27 protein-coding genes and 2 riboswitches are annotated in these 23,824 nt (G+C 39.7%); of the genes, 2 read left to right on the top strand and 25 right to left on the bottom strand.

Features of this window, described 5'->3' with window-relative positions:
* Positions 1–353 precede the first annotated feature (353 nt).
* The 12 genes from ytfJ to AC1D7X_RS00945 form a co-directional block, all read right to left on the bottom strand.
* Positions 354–836: a GerW family sporulation protein gene (gene ytfJ, locus AC1D7X_RS00890; protein ID WP_495454490.1), complete on the bottom strand. Its 483-nt coding sequence runs from the start codon at positions 834–836 to the stop codon at positions 354–356.
* Positions 837–1,187: 351 nt separating this feature from the next.
* A complete protein-coding gene (locus AC1D7X_RS00895; protein WP_495474456.1) occupies positions 1,188–1,871 on the bottom strand; it encodes a DUF2953 domain-containing protein in 684 nt (227 codons plus the stop codon).
* 144 nt (positions 1,872–2,015) lie between these two features.
* Positions 2,016–2,621 carry an SMC-Scp complex subunit ScpB gene (gene scpB, locus AC1D7X_RS00900; RefSeq protein ID WP_495454488.1) on the bottom strand — a complete coding sequence of 202 codons (606 nt, stop codon included), beginning with the start codon at positions 2,619–2,621 and terminating at the stop codon, positions 2,016–2,018.
* Positions 2,590–3,387 carry a segregation and condensation protein A gene (locus AC1D7X_RS00905; protein WP_495474457.1) on the bottom strand — a complete coding sequence of 266 codons (798 nt, stop codon included), beginning with the start codon at positions 3,385–3,387 and terminating at the stop codon, positions 2,590–2,592. The genes scpB and AC1D7X_RS00905 overlap by 32 nt, the downstream gene beginning before the upstream one ends.
* Positions 3,388–3,456: 69 nt before the next feature.
* Positions 3,457–3,924, bottom strand: coding sequence for a 6,7-dimethyl-8-ribityllumazine synthase (ribH, locus tag AC1D7X_RS00910; protein ID WP_495454486.1), 468 nt, complete (start codon positions 3,922–3,924; stop codon positions 3,457–3,459).
* A gap of 27 nt (positions 3,925–3,951) precedes the next feature.
* Positions 3,952–5,193 carry a bifunctional 3,4-dihydroxy-2-butanone-4-phosphate synthase/GTP cyclohydrolase II gene (locus AC1D7X_RS00915; protein ID WP_495474458.1) on the bottom strand — a complete coding sequence of 414 codons (1,242 nt, stop codon included), beginning with the start codon at positions 5,191–5,193 and terminating at the stop codon, positions 3,952–3,954.
* A 152-nt stretch (positions 5,194–5,345) separates the two neighbouring features.
* Positions 5,346–6,011, bottom strand: a complete 666-nt coding sequence (ribE, locus tag AC1D7X_RS00920) for a riboflavin synthase (RefSeq protein WP_495474459.1) — start codon at positions 6,009–6,011, stop codon at positions 5,346–5,348.
* A 24-nt stretch (positions 6,012–6,035) separates the two neighbouring features.
* Entirely contained in the window at positions 6,036–7,136 is a 1,101-nt protein-coding gene (ribD, locus tag AC1D7X_RS00925; RefSeq protein ID WP_495474460.1) for a bifunctional diaminohydroxyphosphoribosylaminopyrimidine deaminase/5-amino-6-(5-phosphoribosylamino)uracil reductase RibD, read from the bottom strand.
* 260 nt (positions 7,137–7,396) lie between these two features.
* Positions 7,397–7,570: riboswitch (FMN riboswitch) on the bottom strand.
* A gap of 260 nt (positions 7,571–7,830) precedes the next feature.
* The gene (locus AC1D7X_RS00930; protein ID WP_495474461.1) at positions 7,831–8,094 is read right to left on the bottom strand and encodes a hypothetical protein; all 264 of its coding nucleotides are present in this window, start codon (positions 8,092–8,094) and stop codon (positions 7,831–7,833) included.
* A gap of 122 nt (positions 8,095–8,216) precedes the next feature.
* Positions 8,217–8,747, bottom strand: a complete 531-nt coding sequence (locus AC1D7X_RS00935; protein WP_495474462.1) for an N-acetylmuramoyl-L-alanine amidase — start codon at positions 8,745–8,747, stop codon at positions 8,217–8,219.
* A 190-nt stretch (positions 8,748–8,937) separates the two neighbouring features.
* Complete coding sequence (locus AC1D7X_RS00940) at positions 8,938–9,333, bottom strand: phage holin family protein (protein WP_495474463.1); 396 nt, start codon at positions 9,331–9,333, stop codon at positions 8,938–8,940.
* 131 nt (positions 9,334–9,464) lie between these two features.
* Entirely contained in the window at positions 9,465–9,647 is a 183-nt protein-coding gene (locus tag AC1D7X_RS00945; RefSeq protein WP_495474464.1) for a hypothetical protein, read from the bottom strand.
* Between the two features lie 144 nt (positions 9,648–9,791).
* Between AC1D7X_RS00945 and AC1D7X_RS00950 the strand changes: the two genes are divergently transcribed.
* Complete coding sequence (locus tag AC1D7X_RS00950; RefSeq protein ID WP_495474465.1) at positions 9,792–10,046, top strand: helix-turn-helix transcriptional regulator; 255 nt, start codon at positions 9,792–9,794, stop codon at positions 10,044–10,046.
* Positions 10,047–10,249: 203 nt separating this feature from the next.
* Complete coding sequence (locus AC1D7X_RS00955; RefSeq protein ID WP_495474466.1) at positions 10,250–10,660, top strand: hypothetical protein; 411 nt, start codon at positions 10,250–10,252, stop codon at positions 10,658–10,660.
* Here the strand turns inward: AC1D7X_RS00955 and AC1D7X_RS00960 are convergent.
* From AC1D7X_RS00960 to spoIIAA, 13 genes are all read right to left on the bottom strand, one after another.
* Positions 10,590–11,669, bottom strand: a complete 1,080-nt coding sequence (locus AC1D7X_RS00960; RefSeq protein ID WP_495474467.1) for a S1 family peptidase — start codon at positions 11,667–11,669, stop codon at positions 10,590–10,592. The two genes, AC1D7X_RS00955 and AC1D7X_RS00960, sit on opposite strands and share 71 nt — an antisense overlap.
* Positions 11,629–12,516, bottom strand: a complete 888-nt coding sequence (locus tag AC1D7X_RS00965) for a hypothetical protein (RefSeq protein ID WP_495474468.1) — start codon at positions 12,514–12,516, stop codon at positions 11,629–11,631. The genes AC1D7X_RS00960 and AC1D7X_RS00965 overlap by 41 nt, the downstream gene beginning before the upstream one ends.
* Before the next feature lie 74 nt (positions 12,517–12,590).
* Complete coding sequence (locus AC1D7X_RS00970) at positions 12,591–13,028, bottom strand: peptidylprolyl isomerase (protein ID WP_495474469.1); 438 nt, start codon at positions 13,026–13,028, stop codon at positions 12,591–12,593.
* A 231-nt stretch (positions 13,029–13,259) separates the two neighbouring features.
* The gene (gene lysA, locus AC1D7X_RS00975) at positions 13,260–14,591 is read right to left on the bottom strand and encodes a diaminopimelate decarboxylase (protein WP_495474470.1); all 1,332 of its coding nucleotides are present in this window, start codon (positions 14,589–14,591) and stop codon (positions 13,260–13,262) included.
* A gap of 121 nt (positions 14,592–14,712) precedes the next feature.
* Entirely contained in the window at positions 14,713–16,317 is a 1,605-nt protein-coding gene (locus AC1D7X_RS00980; protein WP_495474471.1) for a spore germination protein, read from the bottom strand.
* 24 nt (positions 16,318–16,341) lie between these two features.
* Positions 16,342–16,764 carry a stage V sporulation protein AB gene (locus tag AC1D7X_RS00985; RefSeq protein ID WP_495474472.1) on the bottom strand — a complete coding sequence of 141 codons (423 nt, stop codon included), beginning with the start codon at positions 16,762–16,764 and terminating at the stop codon, positions 16,342–16,344.
* Positions 16,761–17,408, bottom strand: a complete 648-nt coding sequence (locus tag AC1D7X_RS00990) for a stage V sporulation protein AA (protein ID WP_495474473.1) — start codon at positions 17,406–17,408, stop codon at positions 16,761–16,763. Before AC1D7X_RS00990 ends, AC1D7X_RS00985 begins: the two co-directional genes overlap by 4 nt.
* Before the next feature lie 171 nt (positions 17,409–17,579).
* Positions 17,580–19,229 (bottom strand): DUF4179 domain-containing protein, encoded by a 1,650-nt coding sequence (locus AC1D7X_RS00995; protein ID WP_495474474.1) that lies wholly within the window; start codon positions 19,227–19,229, stop codon positions 17,580–17,582.
* Positions 19,213–19,731 (bottom strand): RNA polymerase sigma factor, encoded by a 519-nt coding sequence (locus AC1D7X_RS01000; RefSeq protein ID WP_495474475.1) that lies wholly within the window; start codon positions 19,729–19,731, stop codon positions 19,213–19,215. The genes AC1D7X_RS00995 and AC1D7X_RS01000 overlap by 17 nt, the downstream gene beginning before the upstream one ends.
* Before the next feature lie 208 nt (positions 19,732–19,939).
* The gene (locus AC1D7X_RS01005) at positions 19,940–21,757 is read right to left on the bottom strand and encodes an APC family permease (RefSeq protein WP_495454475.1); all 1,818 of its coding nucleotides are present in this window, start codon (positions 21,755–21,757) and stop codon (positions 19,940–19,942) included.
* Between the two features lie 125 nt (positions 21,758–21,882).
* Positions 21,883–22,047, bottom strand: a riboswitch (cyclic di-AMP (ydaO/yuaA leader).
* Positions 22,048–22,223: 176 nt separating this feature from the next.
* The gene (gene sigF / locus AC1D7X_RS01010) at positions 22,224–22,979 is read right to left on the bottom strand and encodes an RNA polymerase sporulation sigma factor SigF (protein WP_495454474.1); all 756 of its coding nucleotides are present in this window, start codon (positions 22,977–22,979) and stop codon (positions 22,224–22,226) included.
* Between the two features lie 11 nt (positions 22,980–22,990).
* Positions 22,991–23,452 (bottom strand): anti-sigma F factor, encoded by a 462-nt coding sequence (gene spoIIAB / locus AC1D7X_RS01015; RefSeq protein ID WP_495474476.1) that lies wholly within the window; start codon positions 23,450–23,452, stop codon positions 22,991–22,993.
* Complete coding sequence (gene spoIIAA / locus AC1D7X_RS01020; protein WP_495454472.1) at positions 23,449–23,802, bottom strand: anti-sigma F factor antagonist; 354 nt, start codon at positions 23,800–23,802, stop codon at positions 23,449–23,451. The genes spoIIAB and spoIIAA overlap by 4 nt, the downstream gene beginning before the upstream one ends.
* Between the last annotated feature and the right edge of the window lie 22 nt (positions 23,803–23,824).

The following is a 23,824-nucleotide window of genomic DNA, read 5'->3' on the forward strand; positions in this document are numbered from 1 at the left end:
CTCCGGCGAAATTCTTGGGGTCTAGTACAAGTATATGCTTGGCTATAAACAGGTATGTCCTTTCATTGGCAAAGAACATACCGGAAACACGGCTAGTCCTTGATAGGGATGGAACTGCTGGCAGTTACTAATTTCAGTTAGCAGGACAAACTACTGTTAAATAGTTGATATATCCCCGTAATACATGTATAGCAGGAAATTATCCTGTTAAATTAACCTGTTATGAGCAAATCGTTTTCTAAAGACCAAATTAGATGGAGAAATTCCAGTTGGTGGAAATCTCATCTTCAGGTACAGAATGTATAGAAATGAAAAACCCCTTCCGTTATCCAGCGGAAGGGGCGTAATCATCTTTAAAACACAATGTTATCTGATTTTTCCCCAGTGGGTGAAGTTGTAGAAGAATAATTCGCTTTATTTTGTTGGTTAGGATTTTTCTTCTGGAACATCTCTTGGATCTTCTCCATCACATACGGTACCGTATCAATCATTTTCTCATAAATATGTGTCTGACAGTCGAGTGGTAAGATGTATACGCCATCTTTACCAACAACAAGAAATGCAATTGGACGGATGGATACCCCTCCACCTGTACCTCCTCCAAATGGAGGATTCTTCTTTTCTTGTTGATCATTCGTCCCCGATGTCTTCGTAGAGCCTTCCACACGAAAATCACTTCCACCAGCAGCAAACCCAAAAGCCACTTTACTTATAGGCAGAATCACACTACCATCAGGTGTCTGAACAGGATCACCAACGATCGTGTTCACATCCACCATTCCTTTAATGTTCTCCATTGCCGTCTGCATCAACCCTTGAATGGGATGGTCTGACATTGTTATTTCCTCCTTCATGCGATATTGATAAGGACTTCCCTTCGCTTTTTGTATTATGCGCACTAAGAAGGAGGAGTATGTACTGATCGAATTAAAGGGCAAAATTAAAAGGACTCTCCATAGGAGAATCCTTTTTAAACTCATGAATTATATTGACACTTCTAAATTGAAGAGCGTATTTGGGGTAAAATATTTATCAATTATTTCCGTTTATCGTAAATTAAATTTTGGATTTCATAAAAATAAACCATCGTTTTACACAAATCAATTGTGAAAAGGATGGCTTTGCCTCATTTAAAAATATTGATTTTTATATGACACTTCAGAAAATTAAAGCATGCATGTTCTCCATTACTTTTTAGACATAATCTTCTTCCAACTCTTCAAGCCACCTTTTATTTTAAGCACCCGCACCATCAGAACCATTCCTGCATAGATGGCATATCCGCAAGAGATATGTGCTGTACAAGACATCTCCGTTGAGAATTGAGGACGATCATCAAACACAGGAACGACAAGTAATTGGGGATAATTCTTCATCTGTACCTGATATGATAACCATCCAACAATGAATGTCTTAGTACTCCATATCAGTCCCGTAACTACACCTGTACTAGCAGCATCCCCTACGCAAAAGGCCGTAGACCATGTAAGCTTTACAATAGACAGTCGAGATAACGTACGTTTCAGCCATATTTTAAATGATTCCGTCGCTTCAAGAATTTCCTGAATCTCTCGCATCCAGATGTCGATTTTACGTTTATTCACATGTGTTTCAGTATCTTCCGCTTTTTTCGTCGATCCCACGTTTTTTCGTTTTTCAACTTTAATCATTATTCCTTTCTTCATATTCTCAAATTTCATCATAGGTAACTCATAATGGAAACGGATCAAACCATATAACATTCTAATTTTGAATACCACTTCGTCGTTCTTCCCTTGCTTACTCAGCCATATATCCATATGAATCTTTGAGAGAAGAACCGCAGTAACAAGCAACACGAGTACAAAGACAATGATTATAAAAATCCACACATGTAAACCCCCATGCTTGTTTAAAATGAACCTCTATAACTAGTATGGCAATTCTACTTGGAAAAAATTCGGCAAATCAGATAAAGACAATAAAAAAACCGTCATTTCTTATTGAAATGACGGTTTTTGAATGAATGATAGCCATTATGAATCTTTCACATCATCAAATGTTAGCTGACGTCCATCAAGGCGATCAAATAGCATTTGAGTCTCTTCCTCTAGGTTGTCCTTATTTTCAAAAAGAGAAGGTTCAGGTAAATCTTTGATACCTGCCAGACCAAAATAATCTAAGAATGGCTTCGTTGTACCATACAGGATCGGTCGGCCAATCGCTTCTGCACGACCTTTCTCTTCAATAAGATCTTTATTTACCAGGGTATGAATGGCGCGTTCCGACTTCACTCCGCGTATTTCTTCAATCTCTACACGGGTGATAGGTTGGCGATATGCCACAATGGCAAGTGTCTCAAGCGCAGCCTGTGATAATGATGCCCGAGATGGAGAGTATGCCAATCGTTCGAAATAAATAGCATGGTCTTGGTGCGTAGCCAACTGGTAGCTACCTGCAATCTGTATAATCTGAAGTCCACGCTGTTCTTTCACGAAGTCTTCCTTCATTTCTTCCAGTGCGTCACTAACTAACTCGTTACGTTGTTCCACAATCTCAGCAATCTGCTTCACACTTAATCCTTCATCACCTGCTAGAAACAGCAGTCCTTCAATAATCGATTTCAACATCGGGTATTCCATGTAATTCTTCTTCTCCTCTCCATTCCATGACGATGTCATCGAATAGTCTTTCCTGATAACACAATATTTGCTTCATCTTCATGAGCTCGAGAATAGCTAGAAAGGTCACCACAATCTCATGGCGAACCATATCCTCATGTAATAACTTTGAGAATAGCAATTTCCCGCCTTTACCTCCACGTTGCAGAGCTTCCACAACATCCCTAATACGATCTTTAACAGATATTTCATCCCTCTGAATTCGTGCATATGCATTACGTTTGACTACTTTGCGTAATGCTTTCTGGAAAGCTGCAACCAGATCTGCTGCATGTAGACCTTGAACAGGGTTCTCCGAAATGGTAGGCATCCATGAAGCTAAATCCTCTGGCTCTTTTGAGAAAATAAGACTTCGTTCCCACTCACGTTCATGGAGATGCTGAGCAATCCCTTTGTACTTACGATATTCTATGAGCTTCTGCACCAAATCCGCCCGTGGATCATAATCATCATCTTCATAGAAATCGAAATCTTCCATTTCAATGATCGGTGGTTTGGGAAGCAACAGCTTGCTCTTAATAGATAATAAAGTAGCTGCCATCACAAGAAATTCGCTCGTAACTTCCAGTTCGAGTTCCTGCATATTCTGCAAATAAACCATATACTGTTCTGTAATCTCAGTGACGGGGATATCCTGGATGTTAATTTCCGCTTTATCAATGAGATGTAGAAGTAGATCCAGCGGTCCTTCAAATGTTTCCAGCTTATATTGTACAGGTTCAGACACGGTAAATCCTCCCGCCAGCAAAAATAAAAAATGTAGTACCCGATTAAAGGGTACTACATTAAATAAGCACTATTTAAACAGTTTCGTCAAGTTTGCCATCTCAATTGCTGAAATAGCTGAATCGTATCCTTTATTACCTGCCTTCGTTCCAGCACGTTCTATGGCCTGCTCAATATTCTCCGTCGTAACGATTCCAAATATCGTAGGGATTCCACTTTTTAGGTTAATTGCTGCTACCCCTTTAGCTACTTCATTACATACATAATCATAATGGGACGTTGATCCTCGGATAACCGTGCCTAATGTGATTACTGCATCGTACTTACCACTTTCGGCCATTTTTTGAGCAATCAGAGGGATTTCAAACGCTCCAGGAACCCAAGCTACATCGACCTCATCCTCTTGTACACCATGACGTTTCAGCGCATCCAGTGCACCACCAAGTAGTTTACTCGTAATAAATTCATTGAACCGTCCAACAACTATCCCGTATTTCAAACCTTCGGATACTAAATTACCTTCAAAATAGTGTGTCATATTAAATCATCTTCCTCTCATTTTCCATTATTTATTAGGATCTTCGTTCTGTTCAATATCGTCAAACTCCATTAAATGGCCCAGTTTCACTTGTTTGGTATGCAAATAACGCGTATTATCCTCATTCTCTTTCATTTGAATAGGTACCCGCTCAACAACTTCTAATCCATAACCTTCCAGACCCTTAATCTTGCGCGGGTTATTTGTAAGAAGCCTGATTTGCCCTACACCTAGATCTTTTAGAATTTGTGCCCCTATACCATAGTCTCGTAAATCTGCTGCAAACCCCAGTTTTAAATTCGCATCTACGGTATCTAGACCTTCTTCTTGTAACTTATAAGCTTTCAATTTATTAATAAGACCAATACCGCGTCCTTCTTGCCGCATATACAGTAGAATGCCACTTCCTGCTGCATCAATCTGACGAAGTGCGGCAGCAAATTGTGGACCGCAATCACAACGGTGAGAGTGAAATACATCTCCTGTCAGACACTCAGAGTGTACGCGTACAAGCAATGGTTTTTCAGGGTCAATCTCTCCTTTTACTAAGGCAAGATGCTCTTTATCATCCACTTCATTCGTATAAGCGATCGCTTGAAACTCGCCAAAGTCTGTTGGCATACGAACGGAGACTTCCCGTTTAATTAATCTTTCTTTTTCATTACGGTAATGAATTAAATCTTTAATACTAATTAATTTCAATTCCTGCTTCCGAGAAATTTCGAATAGATCGGGTAAGCGAGCCATCGTTCCGTCTTCCTTAATGATCTCACAGATAACCGCTGCTGGATAAGAACCACACATCCGCGCCAAATCTACCGCTGCCTCTGTATGACCTGCCCTACGAAGGATACCACCTTTCTTAGCAATCAGCGGGAACATATGTCCCGGTCTACGAAAGTCACTAGCAGTTGCCTTCGGGTCCATGATGGCCTTGATTGTTAAGGAACGTTCATAAGCAGAAATACCCGTTGTTGTGTCTTTATGATCAATCGATACTGTAAAAGCGGTCCCGTGGTTATCTGTATTATGTGCAACCATCGGTCTCAGATCTAGTTCATCTGCACGCTCTTGAGTGATAGGTAGACATACCAATCCACGCCCTTGACTAATCATAAAGTTAATAACTTCTGGACTTGCCTTTTCTGCCAAAGCTATGAAATCCCCTTCATTCTCACGATCCTCGTCATCAACGACGATAATTACCTTACCACGCATCAGATCATATATGGCTTCTTCAATAGGATCAAAAATGATTTCGTTCTCCATGATCGTTTCCTCCTAAAAGTTTTGGAGCATTACTTGCAGTCATCACTTCATCAAAACTTACTTCGGAAGCATATGCTTAGTTTTGGAGCTGTACTTCGTAGATTCACTTCGTCAATACGTACTTCCGAAGCATTAGCTACAGCTATCGAATATCACGCAAATCCGTTCTTTGCTAGATACTCCATATTAATTCCTGAGGATTTCTCCTCATTTGACTGTCTAGATGAGCCATAGTTAAGTAAGTGCTCCACGTATTTACCAAGTACATCACATTCAATGTTCACGGTATCTCCAGCTTTTTTTGAATAAAGGACGGTTTGGGCTAATGTATGTGGTATGACGGATACTTGAAATTTACTCTCTTGTACATTAACTACTGTCAGGCTTATGCCATCAAGTGTAATTGAGCCTTTGTGGATAATATATTTAAACACGTTCTGATTCTCAGGTGTTATCTCATACACAACCGCATTTTGATTTCTAGTAACATGGTTGATCTTACCCACTCCATCTACATGTCCTTGCACCATGTGTCCGCCAAAACGTCCGTTAGCAATCATTGCGCGCTCCAGGTTTACCTTACTTCCCATTTGAAGATCCTTCAGATTCGACTTGCGAAAAGTTTCTGGCATAACATCTGCCGCAAAGGAGTGAGCATCTAATAAGGTGGCTGTCAGACACACGCCATTTACAGAGATACTATCTCCAATCTTCAAGTCACTCATAATAGTTGATGCAGCAATGTGAAGAACCATGGCTTCTCCATTTCGAGTTAGCGCTCGCAATGTACCTATCTCCTCGACTAACCCTGTAAACATAAATATCACCGCCCTTCTCGTGAATTAAGACCATACAGGAATGCCACTAATACACAGATTATCTCCCAACTTTTCAACTTCTAACGAATCTAATCTAACAGCATCATCCATCTTTTCGCTTCCATCAAAAGAGAAACTACTCGGAGCTCCGGTTCCCCCAACAATCTTCGGCGCTAGGTAGATCACGATTCGATCAATGAGTCTCGCCTCTACCATTGCACCATTTAAATTCCCACCGCCCTCAAGAAGAATGGAACCTATTTGCATCGCACCTAATTTCTCCATAGCTAGGGTGAGATTCACACGCGGGCCATCTCCACACACAATTACGTTCACACCAGCTTGTTTTAGTTGTTCTGCTTTTTGAACATCCATCTTTTCAGTCGTTAATATAATGGATTGGGCTAATCCGTCTTGAACTACGTTGGATTCTAAGGTGATACGCAGTTTGGAATCCACAATAATACGAATTGGATGAAGTCCGTCTACCGATAATCTAGTGGTTAGGTGTGGATTATCCATCAGAACTGTCTCTATTCCGACCATGATCCCTTGATGACGATGACGTAATGTATGCACCTGCTCACGGGCCATCTCATTCGAAATCCATTTACTATCTCCTGTTTTAGTAGCGATTCTGCCATCCAATGTACTGGCAGTCTTTAAGGTGACGAATGGAATACCGGTCGTAATATACTTAATGAATTTCTCATTTAATTTCAGAGCTCTTTCTTGAAGTAATCCGACTTCTACCTCAATTCCATGTTCACGCAACATCGTAACGCCTTTACCCGCTACTTGGGCATTAGGATCTGTGCATGCTACTACAACTCGTTTAACCCGCTCTTTGATGAGACGTTCACTACAAGGTGGTGTGGTTCCATAATGACTGCAAGGTTCCAAGGTAACATAGACAGTGCTTCCTGCTGCCTTATCACCAGCCATATTTAAAGCATGAACTTCAGCATGCGGTGTCCCTCGCTCTAAATGAGTTCCCAATCCAACCAAGTTGCCATCCTTAACAACCACACAACCAACGACTGGATTAATATGTGTCTGCCCTTGCGCACGTTCTGCCATATCGATCGCTAGCGACATATAGAACGCATCATTCATCACTTCCACTTTCTAATTCACCTCAACTTTCCTTGAAAATATACATAACAGAAAACCCCTTACCGGATGATATAGATTCATCTGATAAGGGGTTGGAATTGTGAGAGTCAAATAGAATACACAAATACAAAGTCTATGAACAATTACCCAAATAGACCCCAGCAAATGCACAGAAAATTTGCTTGTGGAACTATTGTGAATATTGTCACAACCTGCTGTATTTTATCTTTGAACTGTCACGTAACCACTTGAAGTGATATACGTAAGCTGCTCTCCTTCTCCCATCCAGACTTTACTGTCGGTCCCGGAATTACACCAGGTCAGCCATACGCACCATTCACAAGCGTACAGGTCACGGACTAAGTCTAACCGAGTATATAAATATACTCTAACGATCAGACATCACCGTCGGTAGGGAATTTCACCCAACCCCGAAGTAGATAACACATGCTATTTAGTTATTTTCAATACAATTACGTGGTAAAAAGGCTATAGATATAGGGTTACAATTAAGTGAAAATACATACGTTATAAAGTCTAATTATACCTAATACAACCTAATTTCCATTTCATCCTACCAATATCCTACCGATTTTTGAAGTTAGGGTGAAATGCCTTTAAATCCATAATTCATTGATACGGAGATGATAACATTAGACAAAAATAAAAGCAAGATAATTGGGTATTAACAACTTCCTGTTTACTATCTGCCTTTAATCCAATCAAAGAATGAATCTTTTGGTATTTTGAGCAACCTGCCAACTCTTTTTATGTGAAACTCTGGTTTTCTTTTCAATACAACTCTAGTCTCAACTTCGCTTAAAAAGTCATATGCCTTTTTTCTGCTTATTCTTAAAATTTCTTGAACATGGATAGGATCCAACATAATAGGATAGTCCTTTTTTTCTTTGATGATGCTCTTCTCATTGATCAACGTTTCATTCTCTTCATTAGCTACCGCTTCCATATGTATATCTAACGCCTCCATTAAAGTTTTTTAGTATGTATTTTCTTGCTTATTAAATCTTCAGAAAAAAATAGCCCATGCATTATCTGCATGAGCCTGTTTTATAACTACTATATATGTACTTACTTCCTAGCTAAAACAATCAGATTAAGCCAACTTATCTCTCTGACTGTCAATGTTCTCTTCTCTGCCTTCTCAATCCAACTCTTATCTGTGATCAGCTTTTTAACATACCATCCCTGTATGGCATCCTTAGCCATCAACCATTGGCTACTTGTTAATTCTAGTCCTAGCCCCAATTTAACCTCATCCTTTCTCCCCAACTCTTCATACAATCGATCCCATGGAAAGAGTTTGCCCGGACATAATGGTTTCCTAATTGGATCGACTTGAAAATGTCCAATCACGTCATATTTGTCGAGCTTCATTTGATAGTTCCATTTTCGCTTAATCTCATCTTGGATATATCGATGCAACCACACAGTAGCTTGAAATTGTGCTTCAGTCAGATTACCATCTGTTCCTTCATGCTCAATAGAGACTGAATACTTGTTAGGATTGATTCCTTTATTAGACTTAACGATAGGTGTATTATGCTTGGCGATATCCTCAGCCTTAATCCCATTTGCCCATGCCATACGATCGATTGGCACAAAACAAGCAATCTCACCTTGTTTACTAACCCATAGTTAGATGAAGAAACTTTATTCCCTGATGATGTAAACCAAGACAATAAACTTGACCATGAACCTGAAGAAATATGATCTACTATTAATGAAGGAACATGCCTATCTCTACTACTTGAGTTTGTGTATGTATTTCCAACAAATTTGATATCGTATGTCATTTCTTATCTCCTTTATCCTTGATAATTGCTATGACCTTCTTCAATTGATCAGGGAACGGTAGATCCATTCGAGTATAGTTTTCAGCAAGACTGACCATCTCGTTTGCTATCCAAAACCAAATTGAACCGATCAAAATCCAGTCTGTTCCTATTGCAATATCAGCATGATGAGCAACCCAAAGACTTAGAATCATAAAGCATTTCTTGCTTAGCCCCTTAAATCCAACTGAACTACTTAATCCTTTTCCTTCATATATACTAGCTGCACAACCAGATACATAATCAACAGCCATACATATGAACATAAAATGTAACATTGGGGTCATACCTCCAAACGCATATGTAGTTGTTGAAGCTACTGCTGCAAATATAAATTTATATACATTTTCCAATTCTATACCTCCAATCTAATAAAATAAATTCCTCAGATCGGCTCCGAGGGCAAAATAAAAACACCTCAATGGGTGCTGTGTTTATGCTACATATTCAACATCTGTGATCAGTTCATATTGCGCTTCAGTTATCATGCAAGGTCTAGTGAGTTGGCATAGTTTTGGATTTGCTTCATTTCACTCTCAGATGTATCGAAGATATTAAGGTTGATGTAACTGGAGTAACTTGCTGTAAACTTTTTGCTTGGGTAAGTTTTAGACAATGTGCTTAGTAATGATTCCATCGATTGCTTCACGGTGAGGTATTTTGTCATTATGTATCGTCTCCCTTTGGTTTGTTTCCTTTGTTGTTCCTTACCTGATAATTACAGTATACATTAGTGTTTAATGTTTTGCAACTAGTATTTAGTATATTTTTTGATTATAATTTGTTATAATACTTTTAAGGGGGTTATTACATGCTAAAAGTAACACCAAGACTCGATGAAGTATTGAAAGAAAAAGGTTATACGAGTCAATTGGCTTTCTCTAAAGAATCTGGAGTAAATCAAAGAGCCATAAACAGTTTTGATAAAAGTGTTCAACATAAAAGTACTACACTCTTTACAATAGCTCGTGCATTAAACATCTCAATTGAAGATTTGTTCATCGTTGAAGAAATTCCAGATAAAGAAGTTATTCAATTAAGTGTTAAAAAAAGAGAAGATGAATAACCAACAAAAAAAGCCTTGAGATAATTACTCTCAGGGCTTTTTTGTAGCAAATTATTATTCTCATGTTTCAAATTGACTCAATTCGAAGCAGCCTATACTTTTCAATCTAAAAAGGCGATTCGCTTTAGGCTTTGCGGGTGGGTTTGCAACCTTTACTACAATTTATCCGTCTTATAGATATTATTAGGATAGGGGGTAACACATTGAAATATATATTGTCGTTCTTGATTTCCATTTTTGCAATCACTGGTTGCAGCGGTACCGGTAAAGAATTTAACAATTCAAAACAGCATACAGGCTCACTCCTTACGTCTGAAGCTATCGTTCTTGCAAAACAAGATTTGAAAGGACGAAAGAAATTTTTGCTTGCATTAGACATAAAGAATCCTGAGTTACTGTCAAAATTAGAAAACATCGTTGGTCAAACAGCTGAGGACATTCTAAGAGCTAATAAATATGATTTACGCTGGCTAGATGTTAAGAACATTTCCGCAGATGAATTTGATTTTGACTCTTTAAAAGTCGGATCAAAAATTCGTTTTGTCACCGAAAATGAACATCTGGACACTCAGCCCCCGACTTCGATTGCCAAAGAAGTAGAAATAATTTACTAGTGCAAGAATAAAAGTGACCCAATGGAATCGCTTTTATTCTTGCTGTTTTATTACAATGAGTATTGGATGTATACGGTATCCATTCCCCACTGTAAGCTTTTGCATTTGATATATGGGAGAATATTCCAACCGAGGCGCTATCACCTGATCTGTGAATGCCAATCAGCACTCCATTATACCACCAAGTTCCTCCGCTATCACCACCTAGCGAAACCACATCAGCTTCCATGTATCCACTATCTCCGACAGAAGTAATGTTTTTTGCTGTAACCGATCCACAGTTGAAGCCACTAGTTGAGCCAGACAAACATATATTATCTCCGACAGAGAGTGAACTTGTGCTAGTTTGATAAGAGGTTATGCTGCTATCCGTCCAAGAATATTTATAAACGTAATTGGAAATTTTTTTGTTGGATGATACTTTAATAACACCAATATCGGCATAGTTTCCATTATAAGAAAAATGCTCAGTTCCAACCAGTTCTCCACCTTGGTAGACGTTATTGCTCGTCCATCCTTCCAGACAGTGTGCTGCTGTTATGATAAACCGCTCACTATTTTTCGTTGCTAAAGTTCCTATTGTACAATAGCCTATTGATTGTGTGGAATTTGTAGCGGTATTAGCGATAAGTAAGCCACCAGCCATCGTATTGAGCGTAGTGGTTCTCGCATCCAATCTTTCATTCGACTTACCAGTCACTACTTTGAAAATATCAGGACCTTGCGTTTTTAATGAGTTTACTTTTAGTAGCTGGCTTGCTTTTGCATCATCTGCAACTTGTACTTCTACTACATTTTCTTTAATTCTCACAGCTACCGTTTCAAAAGGAACTCCAAGTTGTTTACTTTCATTTATCACTGACTCATACGCACTGACTAGTTCAGCCTCTGAGAAATCTACCTTCTTAATCTCTAAATATTCTGATGGGACAAGCACTTCGATAGCTTTCCTAATTTGATTTGCTTTTTCATTCTCTACTGAAAAACCTACATCGAGCAAGCATTTCACGTTTAACCATATCCTCTGATGTCACAGCGTAACGTATAGATGTCTTGAACACAGGTAAATTACGTTTATTCTTTGTCATGACCGATAAGTCACCATTAACAAGTAACTGAGCACGATCAGGATTAGGCAGTTTGGGACGTTCTTGTTTAGTTTTTGGAGTTGCTCCATGATAGAAAGTTCGCTCTATCCCAATCATTAAATCATCAATTAATGACTTGGCTTCAAAGAATACATAGGACGCTCCTTCAGCTAAATGACGCATTAGACGTAATGGATCAAACGAAGGGCGATAAGCAATACTTCCCTTATCCCATTTTTCCCATGAGTAATCACTAAGCTTCTTCCATTTCTGTCTCCCTATAGTTTCAGTCCTGATATATAGATCAATTCGTTCTCCCTCTGACAGTTCATTTGTTACCCCTAATAAATCTCTAACAGGTGTATTCTGTTCGTTATAACGAAAGTCTAATGAGAACATGTCATGACGTTGGTATTTTAGAGCGTATAAATCAGTGTTATCTTCAAATGTCATTTCAAAATCATCTGCGATTTCTAATGTAGATTTTCTCCACTGTTCATGATTTCTAAATTTAGTCTTAAAGGAATCAGCAAACTCTATAGGCATGGCACAATAGTATTCGATTAGATCATGAGCTAGTGAGGTAATCCACCAGAAGTCTGGTGAAGGCTTGATGACAACTCTCATACCTTCACGTATTGGACGATAGCGGACACTAAATAATTCATATAGGGATCGTTGGAAGTTGCGGGAAGAGGAATTGAGTGCTGTGTGGTGTGGGATGATACGGTATACGATGTATTCAGGTTGTATTTTCTCATATAACATTGGGATCACCACTTACTTACAAAAATAAGTGGCTAATCTCCTAAGAGATTTAGCCACTTATTTGAAATTAATTTTTACGCTTCGTCCCAAACTTTTACTTCTTTCATCTTGTCGTTAGGTTTGATGCTATCAACAAGTTCCATACCACTTGTTACTGCACCAAAGACAGTATGAACGCCATCTAAGTGTGGTTGTGGAGCGTACACGATGAAGAATTGGCTTCCACCCGTATCTTTACCTGCGTGAGCCATAGATAATACGCCTCTTGCATGTTTAGTTGTATTATTTGCAGCTTCACATTTGATTGTATATCCAGGACCGCCAGTACCGTTTCCAGTTGGGCAGCCACCCTGTGCTACAAAGTTAGGGATAACACGGTGAAAACTTAACCCGTTATAAAATCCACTGTTAGCCAATTTTTCAAAGTTAGCTACTGTGTTTGGAGCTTCTTCTGTTAGAAAATCAATTGCTACTACGCCACCGTTTTCTAATTCAATTGTTCCTTTTTTCATTACATTTCCATCTCCTTAAAAATATTTTGTGGTTCAAGTTAAACGCTAGACTAATTAAATCATTGCTTGAAGGTACTCTGTCCTATTACAGACATCCTATAGTTTACTATGAATCTATACCTTAAAGCAAAATAAAAACAGAATTCAACAAGTAGACACTTCAAAGCCGTCCTTTTTCAAAGACGGCACCGTTCAGTGGAAATATAAGGAATAGCGTATCAAGAATATGTTTTATCTCAAGACGGCTTGCTTACGAATTCGTTCAGGAACAAGATCATTCCCAATCAAGTCTTGGAAACTTTCACGTTTCACTACGAGATCACTTTGACCCTCTTTTACGAATACAACACCTGGACGACGGATCCGATTATAGTTACTTGCCATAGAGTAATTGTATGCTCCTGTACAAGCTACCGCTAATAAATCGCCACTCTTCACCTCAGGAAGTTTGACATCCCAGATCAGCATGTCGCCACTTTCGCAACATTTACCTGCAATCGAGACAAGCTCTACCTCTTCGTCATTTGCCCGATTAGCAAGTACTGCATCATATTGGGATTGATACAATGCTGGACGAGGATTATCTGTCATCCCTCCATCGACTGCAACATATTTACGCACCCCTGGAATATTCTTCTGAGTACCAATCGTATATAGCGTTGTTCCAGCGTCCCCTACAATGCTACGTCCCGGTTCTACCCATATCTCAGGTAACTGACTGTAGATCCCTGTGAAATACTCTTTAACTGAATCTGTAATGGCTTTGACGTATTGAGATACTTGTAGAGGTGTATCTCCATTGACGTAACGGATCCCAAATCCCCCGCCTAGATTAACCACTTTAAATTCAACACTCATTTGTTTCTTCACTTCATTGGCAAATTCAGCTATTTTCTGAACAGCCATTTGAAAGCCTTCCACTTCAAAAATTTGTGATCCAATATGGGAATGAACACCAAGTAATTCGATGTTTGATTGTTTGGAAGCCACCTCTACACCTTCAAATGCTGAACCATTTCCTATGTCAAAACCAAATTTAGAGTCGGTCTGTCCGGTAGAAATATATTCATGGGTGTGAGCTTCGACACCTGGAGTAACACGAAGTAGAACTTTAACACGCTCATTCTTCTCAGAGGCAATGGCCTGCAACAAGTACAACTCAACCAGATTATCTACTACAAAACAACCAATCCCTGCATCAATCGCCATTTCGATCTCTTCTGGTGTTTTGTTGTTGCCATGGAAATGAATGCGTTCCGCTGGAAAATCTGCTTGAAGTGCTGTGTACAATTCACCTTCGGAAACGACGTCTAAAGACATTCCCTCTTGCTCTACAACCGCGCACATAGCCATCACACAAAAAGCTTTACTAGCGTAAGCCACCTGAAATTGAAGACCTGAAGATTTAAATGCTTCAATATACTCCTTACAACGATCTCGAACCAACTGTTCATCGACAATATAGAGTGGTGTGCCGTATTCCTTTTTCAAATTAACGACATCGCAGCCCCCAATTTCTAAGTGTCCACTCGCATTTATTTTACTAGTACCATGTAAAAACATTTCAGCAGTCCTCCACTTATTATGGAATTAAACATTCCATCTGAATTTTCATCAGTATATCAAACTCCTGAAATAATAGTAATGGATTAATATGCAGATCATTTGTGTTAATCTGCGCTGATCATTCGTCTCCTTGATCTGCTGGCATGCGTGTATTATCCCTAGGTTTGTTGAAGGAAGGGCGTTTTTTATTAGCCAATACCGGCATACGGAATATGACTTCAGCCATTGCCTTTGCATTAAAAGGTATAAATGGCCACAGATATGAGGAGTTATATGATCGGTGAAGCGTCAATAGAATAACTAGTAACGTCGTACCAATCACAAATCCTGGAACTTGGAAAATAGCCACTGCAACAAGTAAAACGATCCGTACAATTCGATTCGCGAGTCCTAATTCATAGCTCGGTGTAGCAAACATCCCAATCGCAGCAACAGCCATATAGAGCACTACTTCATTTACGAAAAGCCCTGTTTTGACTGCGATATCCCCTACGAGGATCGCTGCGATCAATCCCATTGCCGATGCAATGGAAGTGGGGGTATGAACAGCTGCAAGTCGGAGTAAATCCACACCAAATTCCACCATGATAAACTGGGCAATCAAAGGTATTTTGGCTGTGTCATGGGGACCAATAAACTCCAAAGCTGCTGGTTTCAATTCAGGGTTCAGCACAAGAAGCATCCATAGTGGTAGTAAGAACATCGAGAAGAAAATCCCGAGAAACCTTACCCAGCGTAAATATGTACCGATAAAAGGTGTCTGTCGATTCTCTTCGGCATGCTGGCACAAATCAAAAAAGGTGGTCGGCATAATCATTACACTTGGTGAGGTATCCACGAACACAACAACTCTACCTTCCAGTATATGTGATGCTACAACATCTGGGCGTTCTGAGTATCTCACTAACGGATAAGGGTTCCATCCTTTATTAATAATGGCTTCCTCTAGTTGTTTATCCCCAAGGGGTATTCCATCAATCTTAACGGCTTTGATCTTCTCCCGTATGGAATCGACTTGAACTTTATCCACGATATCATCAATATATGCAATACATACATCCGTGCGTGTTCTTCGACCCACTTGAACAACCTCGTATTTCAGTCCTGGGTCTCTGATACGACGTCGTACCAATGATACGTTCGTCAGCATCGACTCTGTGAATCCATCTCTTGCTCCCCTAACCACACGTTCGATGGATGGTTCATCAGTGTTACGCGAGGGATACGTGCGTGTATCTACCAAGATCACAGTGCTATCCCCATCAATGAAAAATGCACTCATCCCTGTAAGCACCTTATTAATAACTTGACTTAACTTCTCTATTTTTTCCACTTGAACGTGAGGTATGTATTTATCAAAGAAAGACTTCATGGCATCTGCACGAACTTCACCTTGTTCAATAAAAGTCAATCTCATGAGAATCTCTGTCATAATATCACTGTCTGTAAAACCATTTATAAATAGTATTCCTGATTCAATCCCACCAAAGGTCATTTCACGAAATACAACGTCAAATGAAGAGCCTAACCCCATGACCTCATTTAACACCTTTTGAACTTGTTTTAGATCACCCGAGAATACATCATCATCCTGCCAATAGATAATGGATTCTTCAATTGAATCCGATTCCTCTTGCTCTCGTTTGTGCTGAAGTTGTTTTTCCTCCGGATTCCCCTTCTTCTCGTTCTCCTTATTATTGTTTTCCGATTCTTCTTTGGGCATATGAACTCACTCCTTCTACGATATCTATCTCCTGAACACATACCAATCAAAAAGTGAACCTGCTACTTTCCCAACAATCATCGCCATTAACAAACCTAACAAGTAGTTCTTCATGTGGAGACGTTTAGCAAGAATAGGTAATACATTTAATACTTCTGTTAATGCTGCTGCAAGAAGTCCTATAAATACACCAAAGAACGAGCCTATAATCAGACCCACTAACGGATTAAATGACCCTTTCCAGTTCCAGAAATCACTTACTGTTCCAACTAAAGAACCTACGATTAAAGCACCTTCATACCAATGAACTCTGTTATAGGACAATGTTAATTGCGCAAGTCTAGGAACAATATCTAGAACCAGAATAAACGCAATAACTCCACTACCAACTGCTATGCCACCTGCGATCCCTAACAATATTTCTATAAACCAAGTCATGATGATCATGATGGGCCTTCATCCTGCTTCTGCTCTATCGTTCTAACTTTCTTGTACTCTTCAGCCACGACAAATTGATCAATATTCTCCTGATAAAGAAACATTTCAACTTCTAGTGGAGTAGGTTCCTCATTCCATTTTTTCTTAAACAAATGATTGAAAAATACCGTCATTCCGAACCCTATCCCTAGTGAATATGCGGTTTGAAAAAGATACGGATGTTCATCGCGTTCACCCGTTACCATCTCAACAACCCTAATCTGGACTTCCATCATATTCACGTCCGCATGAAAATTCATAATCGTAAGTGCGGAGCCAAAAAACAATAATAGCCATACAAGAATGAACAGCGGAATCGATGGCTTTCTAGGGTTCTGTACAATTTCAACAATGACATGTTGTAATCCGATGGATTCAATAAATACATTTGGGATAACCTTCTTTATTTGAGGTATGATTTGCATTAAATCCATCACAAGCATGTTTCCATCCTTTGAAAGAGGAAGAACTAATTCTAAAGTAGATAGTACCTTTTCCCATTCTGGCTCACACAGAATATGAGCAATATCTCCAAGTCTTATCATCTTACCCCGTGGGATCTGGACACGCTTTTTCAGTTGAAGATAGACCGTGGGAGCGGAATTCTGCGTCATCACAAATCACTCCTATATCTGCTAAATTATCGTTAGTATGGTAAATAACTGCGATTTTTAGTCAAGATGAATTGGGATTGTGCATTCTTTATAATCAACTTCGTCTTAACAAACCAAAGAGCACACCATAATTGGCGTGCTCCTTGTATTTAAACATTATGGTTATCAAACCTAATCTAGGTTTACTACCATGTCCAAGCTTGGATCACTGTATTTATAAAACCCCGGATTCAACTCAAGTATTCCCTCCATCGCATCTATTTTGTAACGATCTATTCTTGTGCTAGTAGTTACCATTCCTCTCACGGCCGAATCCGGATAGACCTCATTGCCGTCAACACGCATCATGCTTTGGTCGATGCCCTTAAATTGGGATGAATCAGATTCTGATTGGACAATTAGATCTTTACCATCCATATGGTAAGTAAACCGGATCTCAAAACCCTCTAGTTTTAAACCAGCGGACTGCTTCTTCTTACTCGGTTTACTGAGCGTGATCCAATTTGTGGTCTTATCTCGTTTCGTAACTACAGCATCTTTCAAGACTAGCTTCATCGGTACTGGAGACCAGTCTTTATACCATTCGGGTGATTCGAATTGATACACATATGGATACCTCTTCGGGTCTATACTCTTTTTCGGATCAACCCTAATCAAGTCAAACTCTCCTTTTATCTCTTTTTTACCTATAGCTAGTTGAACTGATTTATAGAATACTGATCCTTCTTCTTTCTCACGCTCCAGCGATATGTCTTGCTGAATATTAACAATAATTTTTAGCGGCGTAATGGTGAGTTTTTCCAACGTGATTCCTGCCTTTTGTTGCAATACGACGCTTGATTGCAGTTTTCGTGAATAAATCGCTTCGCTTGCCTTTTTACCATCTACTGTAAAATCAAAATTCCAGGTACTATCAACCCGCTTAGCTTCCTCAATATAATTGAAATGAAGATCTGCCGTTTCCCATTCTTCTTCAGTCAGTTTGAAAATCTGCTCGATGAGTAAATCTGATCCTTCGTGAGGGAGTTGGGTTACCATGCCTTGAATATTCCCGTTATTTTTCGTCTTAATAACCAAGTGCGGATCCCCCTTGCTCCCATCTAGCGTTGACGCTGAAACCTTGTAGCGAACCATCAGTTGGTTCTTGGACTCTGTTACCGATTGAATCTGAATGTTGGGGTATTGCTTAGTTCCGGTAGAAATAACATCCCCCACTTGATGGCTTGATTTCAGAAGAACTTCTTTAAATTTATAAAAGACAAGATTCTCCGCCTCAAGTGTATACTTTTTCTTATTTGTTTGGAGTTCATCCTTGGTTTCATAAATACCAAGGAGTTTTCCACTTGTTTTATCATATTTTAGATAACCGCTGACTTTCTCACTTGTCCCTGATTCATCGATAATAGAGGTTCTTTCCAAAACAACTGCATCATAAAGGGTAGAACCCTCTTCAGAGTCAAGTGAAACAATCATTTTCATCTTCTCTCCGTCAGTTACAACACCATTAAGGCTCATCGTAACACCCTCGTTGGATACACTTAGGTCATATCGCTGGCCAAAACCGTTATTTAGAGCAGTAGTTACGTCTTTCCCACCGATGAGGCTATCCCAATTCAACGATACACCTGCGAAGGCAGGAACGGCAATAACCATAAAACAAAGGATAACGATGGTTGCAGGCACGAACTTTTTTCTGCGATATGTAGAGTTCTGCTCCATCACTGATTTCCGCTTGGACACTTCCTGTTCAATTGCGGTCCACATCGTATCATAATTCGGTTGTGAGTTTACATCTACTTCGCATTCATGTCTTCGATCCATTTCCAATCATCTCCTTTACTTGGGCAGCAGTTATGCTTTGTAAAAGCTTCAGACCCCGATTCAATCTAGACTTCACTGTACCTTCAGGAACGTTAATTACGGCAGAAATCTCCGGCACCGTCAATTCGTTCACATAACGTAGCGTAAATACCATCCGTACCTTATTAGGGAGCATGCTGTATAACTTATAGAACTCCACTTTGGTTTCTCGTTGATCATAACTCTCTTCTACTGGATTGGATAAGAAGGGACGTGAGCGTAAATACGCACTCAATTCTTTAGCCCAGCCATTCTTGCGTCTTCTGAGTACACTACTACACTCATTAGAGGCGATCCTCAACAGCCACGGTTTGATCTCTCTTACTTGCGATCTGTCCGTTAGTATCGCTTTGACAAATACCTCCTGACACATGTCCTCAGCATCTGAACGGTTATGCATCATGTAATAACAGAGACTGTATACCAGTTCCTTGTATGTCTCGAATAGTTCGCGGTCGTTCATTTCCGAAATACACCTCCCTCATAATCTTCTCGACTATATGACGTTTAACAACCAATAATCGTTCATTATACATTACAAATCGTTATTAGGCTGTCTATGAGCAACTTCTTGCCCTCATTTTTGTGCAGCCAATATATTAGTAGATATGCAAAAAGGAGGTGCCCCTAGCTAGGTCAATAGCCAATGGGACAACCTCCTGTAAATGAATCTATTTATTTAAATGATACGGGACTGTTGTAATCACAATATCCTTCTGATTAACCAAAAAAGTACGAATCAGCAAACTTGATTGATTGTGTAAAATATTTTGCCACCAATGCTTGGTAATAAACTGCGGAATCACAATTGTAATATGATCGGTTGCCGCTGTTTTCCATTCAACTGTTTCTATAAACCGAAGAAGGGGTTTAATCACACTTCTATACCGTGAACGCAGAACAATTAACCGTACACCTGGATTCCATTCGGCCCATTTCTGTTCCATCTTGTGAATCTCTTCTTCATCGAAGCCAATATATACTGCAACGACATTGTCCGATAAAGAACGCGCATAACTGATAGAATTAAGTACGACACGCGTAACGCCAGAGACGGGAACCAAAAATGTGCTACCTTTGATAACCGGTTTATCCACATCAAGCCGAATACGTAGTTGATCTGCTATATTCATATAATGCCGATGGATTCGTTTGAAGAGAAGCATAACTAACGGTAGGAATATGAACACCATCCATATATGCGAGAATTTGGTGAAAATAAAAATAAGCGTGATCGATAACGTTGTAATCATACCCACCGTATTTACAATAAAGCGATGTATCCATCCAGAGGGCTTCTTTTTAAGCCAATGAATCATCATCCCCAGTTGAGAAAGTGTAAACGGAATAAATACGCCAACCGCATATAACGGAATCAAACTTCCTGTATCACCATGGAAAGCCGCTACAAGTACAGAAGCCATAACGCCAAGAATAATAATCCCATTTGAGAACCCCAGACGATCCCCACGAACCATAAACATATGAGGCATGAACTTGTCCTTAGCTAACATAAATGAGAGTAGTGGAAACGCAGAATATGCCGTATTCGCAGCAAGGAAGAGAATGACTGCTGTAATCCCTTGTATTCCGTAATACAGAACACCACGACCAAATACGGATTGTGAAATCTGCGATACAACTGTCGCTTTAAGATCAGGGGTTATACCATACCAGTACGCCAACAGACTTATTCCGGTAAACATCGCTGCCAGAATAACGCCCATCATTACCAACGTCTTAGCTGCATTCTTCTCAGCGGGTTGTTTGAAATTCGGAATGGCATTGGATACCGCTTCGACCCCGGTTAGTGCCGAACACCCTGAACTGAAGGCTTTTAAAAGTATAAATAAACTTATATTAGATACCGCCGAACCTAGTTCCGGAATCGCAGCATGAACATTGCCTGTTGCATACTTAATCACACCAGAAATTATTAGAACAAATATCGAAATGACAAACAAGTATACGGGAAAAGCTATAAATGAAGCTGCCTCTGTAACACCTCGTAAATTTATAAGCGTTAGAATTAATATGACCGAAATAGCAATAACGACGCTATAATCATGAAGATATGGAAACGCTGATGTAAGGGCATCCGTTCCAGCCGATGCACTTACTGCTACGGTAAGAATATAGTCGACAAGTAATGATCCACCTGCCATGAGTCCCATAGGAACACCCAAGTTTTCTTTTGCGACAATATATGCTCCTCCACCCATAGGGTAAGCAAATATGGTCTGTCTGTAAGAAAAAATAAGAATAGCTAAAAGTCCTAGTACAGCTAATGAAATTGGAATGGAGTACCAAGCAGCGGAGAAACCAGCTACCATTAGTACGATTAGAATCTGTTCCGTACCATAAGCAACGGATGACAAAGCATCTGATGACAGAACAGCTAGTGCTTTAAATTTACTTAATTTCTCATGATCAAGTTCATTTGATTTCATGGGACGTCCGATCAGGACACGTTTAACCTTGCTAACCATCTTAAAGACCCCTTCATAAGCAACTTGTAACATCTATGTTGTACGCTACTTTAGGGAAGGTTAGCTTTGCGGTTTTTGTACACACATAATACCCTTACAGAAGAATTCCGTAAAGTTAAAAGTATGATCAAACCCACCAAAGCTTACGAGGTTAGCTGTCGGATTCGGACTGTGGAATAGCCCTACATATCAAACTTATTTTAGTCTGATTACGATTCACCCCATTGGTATATTTCCAATGTTTTGGTTCCCCCGCTTTTCCTTTTCAGAAAATTCAGCGCTCGAACAAATCCTATTACGAGAGCTAATTATAATCCGCTCGAACCAAACTGTATATATGAAATCATATGAAAACCAATGAAATTTTTGTGAATTATTTCGAAATATTTCTTTTCTTATTTTTTTCAATAAAAATCAAAAAAACCTGAGACAACTATCTCAGGTTTCTTGATCATTACATGGTTGGCTATTGAGCAATCTGGTCACGGATGAGCTGAAGGATCTTCTTCTCCAATCGAGATACCTGCACTTGGGAGATTCCCAGTCTACCAGCGACCTCAGACTGTGTCTGATCTCGATAATAACGTAGGTAGACGATGAGCTTCTCTCGTTCAGATAGTCCCTCTATTGCCTCATTAAGTGCCAGTTTATCAAACCATTTATCTTGAGATTCATCTGCAATCTGATCCATTAAGGTAATGGGATCTCCATCATTCTCGTAGACAGTCTCATGAATTGAAGTTGGAGGCTTGTTAGCTTCCTGTGCAAATACAACTTCTTCTGGTGTAACTCCAAGATCGTCTGCTACTTCTTTAATCGTCGGCAGTCGATTTAATACCTTTGAGAGCTCGTCCTTCTTTTTACGAACCTTATTCGCCATTTCTTTCAGAGAACGGCTCACTTTAATAGTTCCGTCATCACGTAAGAAACGTTGGATTTCTCCAATAATCATAGGAACGGCATAGGTAGAGAATTTAACGTCATAACTCAGATCAAATTTATCAACGGATTTCAAAAGTCCGATACACCCAATTTGAAATAAGTCCTCCGGCTCATATCCGCGGTTCATAAACCGCTGTACTACCGACCAGACGAGACGAATGTTACAGTTCACCAGTGTATCCCGGGCAACATTATCCCCCGATTGACTAAGTGCAATAAGGCGTTTGACTTCCGAATCTTCCAAGTAGGTTTGCGAAGCTTTCTTAACATCAGCATCCATACGTCCAACCCCTAATTATATAAAGCTTTCTTGGATTCAATCCTCTTCTTCATCCTAATCGACGTGCCAAATCCGGATTCACTAGAGACTTCAAATTCATCCATGAAATTCTCCATAATGGTAAATCCCATTCCTGATCTTTCTAACTCAGGCTTAGAAGTATATAGTGGTTGCTTAGCAAGATCTAGATCTTCTATGCCTTGTCCACGATCTTCCACCGTTATTGTCACTGTGTCCCCTTTGATCTCAGCTGTAATGGTCACGATTCCTGTAGCATCAGAATCATATCCATGAATGATACAGTTGGTTACTGCTTCCGATACGACTGTCTTCAAATCACTAAGCTCGTCCATTGTAGGATCAAGTTGTGATATAAATGCGGCGACGGTAACTCGAGCAAATGATTCATTCTCCGACTTGGCAGCAAACTGCAACGTCATGAAATTATGAGCTAGAGTCTGTTCTTCACTCATGACACAACCTCCAGACTTGAGAGCGCATGGCTCTCGCTTTCATAGATAGGCATAATCTTGAACATTCCCGACATCTCCAGCAAACGATACACGGGTGGAGTGACATCACATACAGCCATCTTGCCACCCTTGCTCTTAATCAACTTATACCTTCCAAGAATAACGCCTATACCTGAACTATCCATAAACTGCAGATCTTTCAGACTTAGAACAATATGATCGGTCTGCTTACTATGAATCGCTTCATCTAGCTTCATACGAACATGATCTGCAGTATGATGATCAAGTTCTCCTGTGAAACGGACGATGAGTACTTGACGGTGATGTTCCATTTCCATTTGAAGATTCATATTTTCCTCACTCTCCTCCCTG

The organism is Paenibacillus sp. Y568 (assembly GCF_059445545.1).

Bases quoted from the DNA above. Each gene is read 5' to 3' on its own strand.
- ytfJ (WP_495454490.1), bottom strand. From the start codon at position 836: ATGTCAGACCATCCCATTCAAGGGTTGATGCAGACGGCAATGGAGAAC.
- scpB (WP_495454488.1), bottom strand. From the start codon at position 2,621: ATGGAATACCCGATGTTGAAATCGATTATTGAAGGACTGCTGTTTCTA.
- ribH (WP_495454486.1), bottom strand. From the start codon at position 3,924: ATGACACACTATTTTGAAGGTAATTTAGTATCCGAAGGTTTGAAATAC.
- AC1D7X_RS00915 (WP_495474458.1), bottom strand. From the start codon at position 5,193: ATGGAGAACGAAATCATTTTTGATCCTATTGAAGAAGCCATATATGAT.
- ribE (WP_495474459.1), bottom strand. From the start codon at position 6,011: ATGTTTACAGGGTTAGTCGAGGAGATAGGTACATTGCGAGCGCTAACT.
- AC1D7X_RS00930 (WP_495474461.1), bottom strand. From the start codon at position 8,094: ATGGAAGCGGTAGCTAATGAAGAGAATGAAACGTTGATCAATGAGAAG.
- AC1D7X_RS00945 (WP_495474464.1), bottom strand. From the start codon at position 9,647: ATGACAAAATACCTCACCGTGAAGCAATCGATGGAATCATTACTAAGC.
- AC1D7X_RS00950 (WP_495474465.1), top strand. From the start codon at position 9,792: ATGCTAAAAGTAACACCAAGACTCGATGAAGTATTGAAAGAAAAAGGT.
- AC1D7X_RS00965 (WP_495474468.1), bottom strand. From the start codon at position 12,516: ATGTTATATGAGAAAATACAACCTGAATACATCGTATACCGTATCATC.
- AC1D7X_RS00970 (WP_495474469.1), bottom strand. From the start codon at position 13,028: ATGAAAAAAGGAACAATTGAATTAGAAAACGGTGGCGTAGTAGCAATT.
- lysA (WP_495474470.1), bottom strand. From the start codon at position 14,591: ATGTTTTTACATGGTACTAGTAAAATAAATGCGAGTGGACACTTAGAA.
- AC1D7X_RS00980 (WP_495474471.1), bottom strand. From the start codon at position 16,317: ATGCCCAAAGAAGAATCGGAAAACAATAATAAGGAGAACGAGAAGAAG.
- AC1D7X_RS00985 (WP_495474472.1), bottom strand. From the start codon at position 16,764: ATGATCATCATGACTTGGTTTATAGAAATATTGTTAGGGATCGCAGGT.
- AC1D7X_RS00990 (WP_495474473.1), bottom strand. From the start codon at position 17,408: ATGACGCAGAATTCCGCTCCCACGGTCTATCTTCAACTGAAAAAGCGT.
- AC1D7X_RS00995 (WP_495474474.1), bottom strand. From the start codon at position 19,229: ATGGATCGAAGACATGAATGCGAAGTAGATGTAAACTCACAACCGAAT.
- AC1D7X_RS01000 (WP_495474475.1), bottom strand. From the start codon at position 19,731: ATGAACGACCGCGAACTATTCGAGACATACAAGGAACTGGTATACAGT.
- AC1D7X_RS01005 (WP_495454475.1), bottom strand. From the start codon at position 21,757: ATGGTTAGCAAGGTTAAACGTGTCCTGATCGGACGTCCCATGAAATCA.
- sigF (WP_495454474.1), bottom strand. From the start codon at position 22,979: ATGGATGCTGATGTTAAGAAAGCTTCGCAAACCTACTTGGAAGATTCG.
- spoIIAB (WP_495474476.1), bottom strand. From the start codon at position 23,452: ATGAGTGAAGAACAGACTCTAGCTCATAATTTCATGACGTTGCAGTTT.
- spoIIAA (WP_495454472.1), bottom strand. From the start codon at position 23,802: ATGAATCTTCAAATGGAAATGGAACATCACCGTCAAGTACTCATCGTC.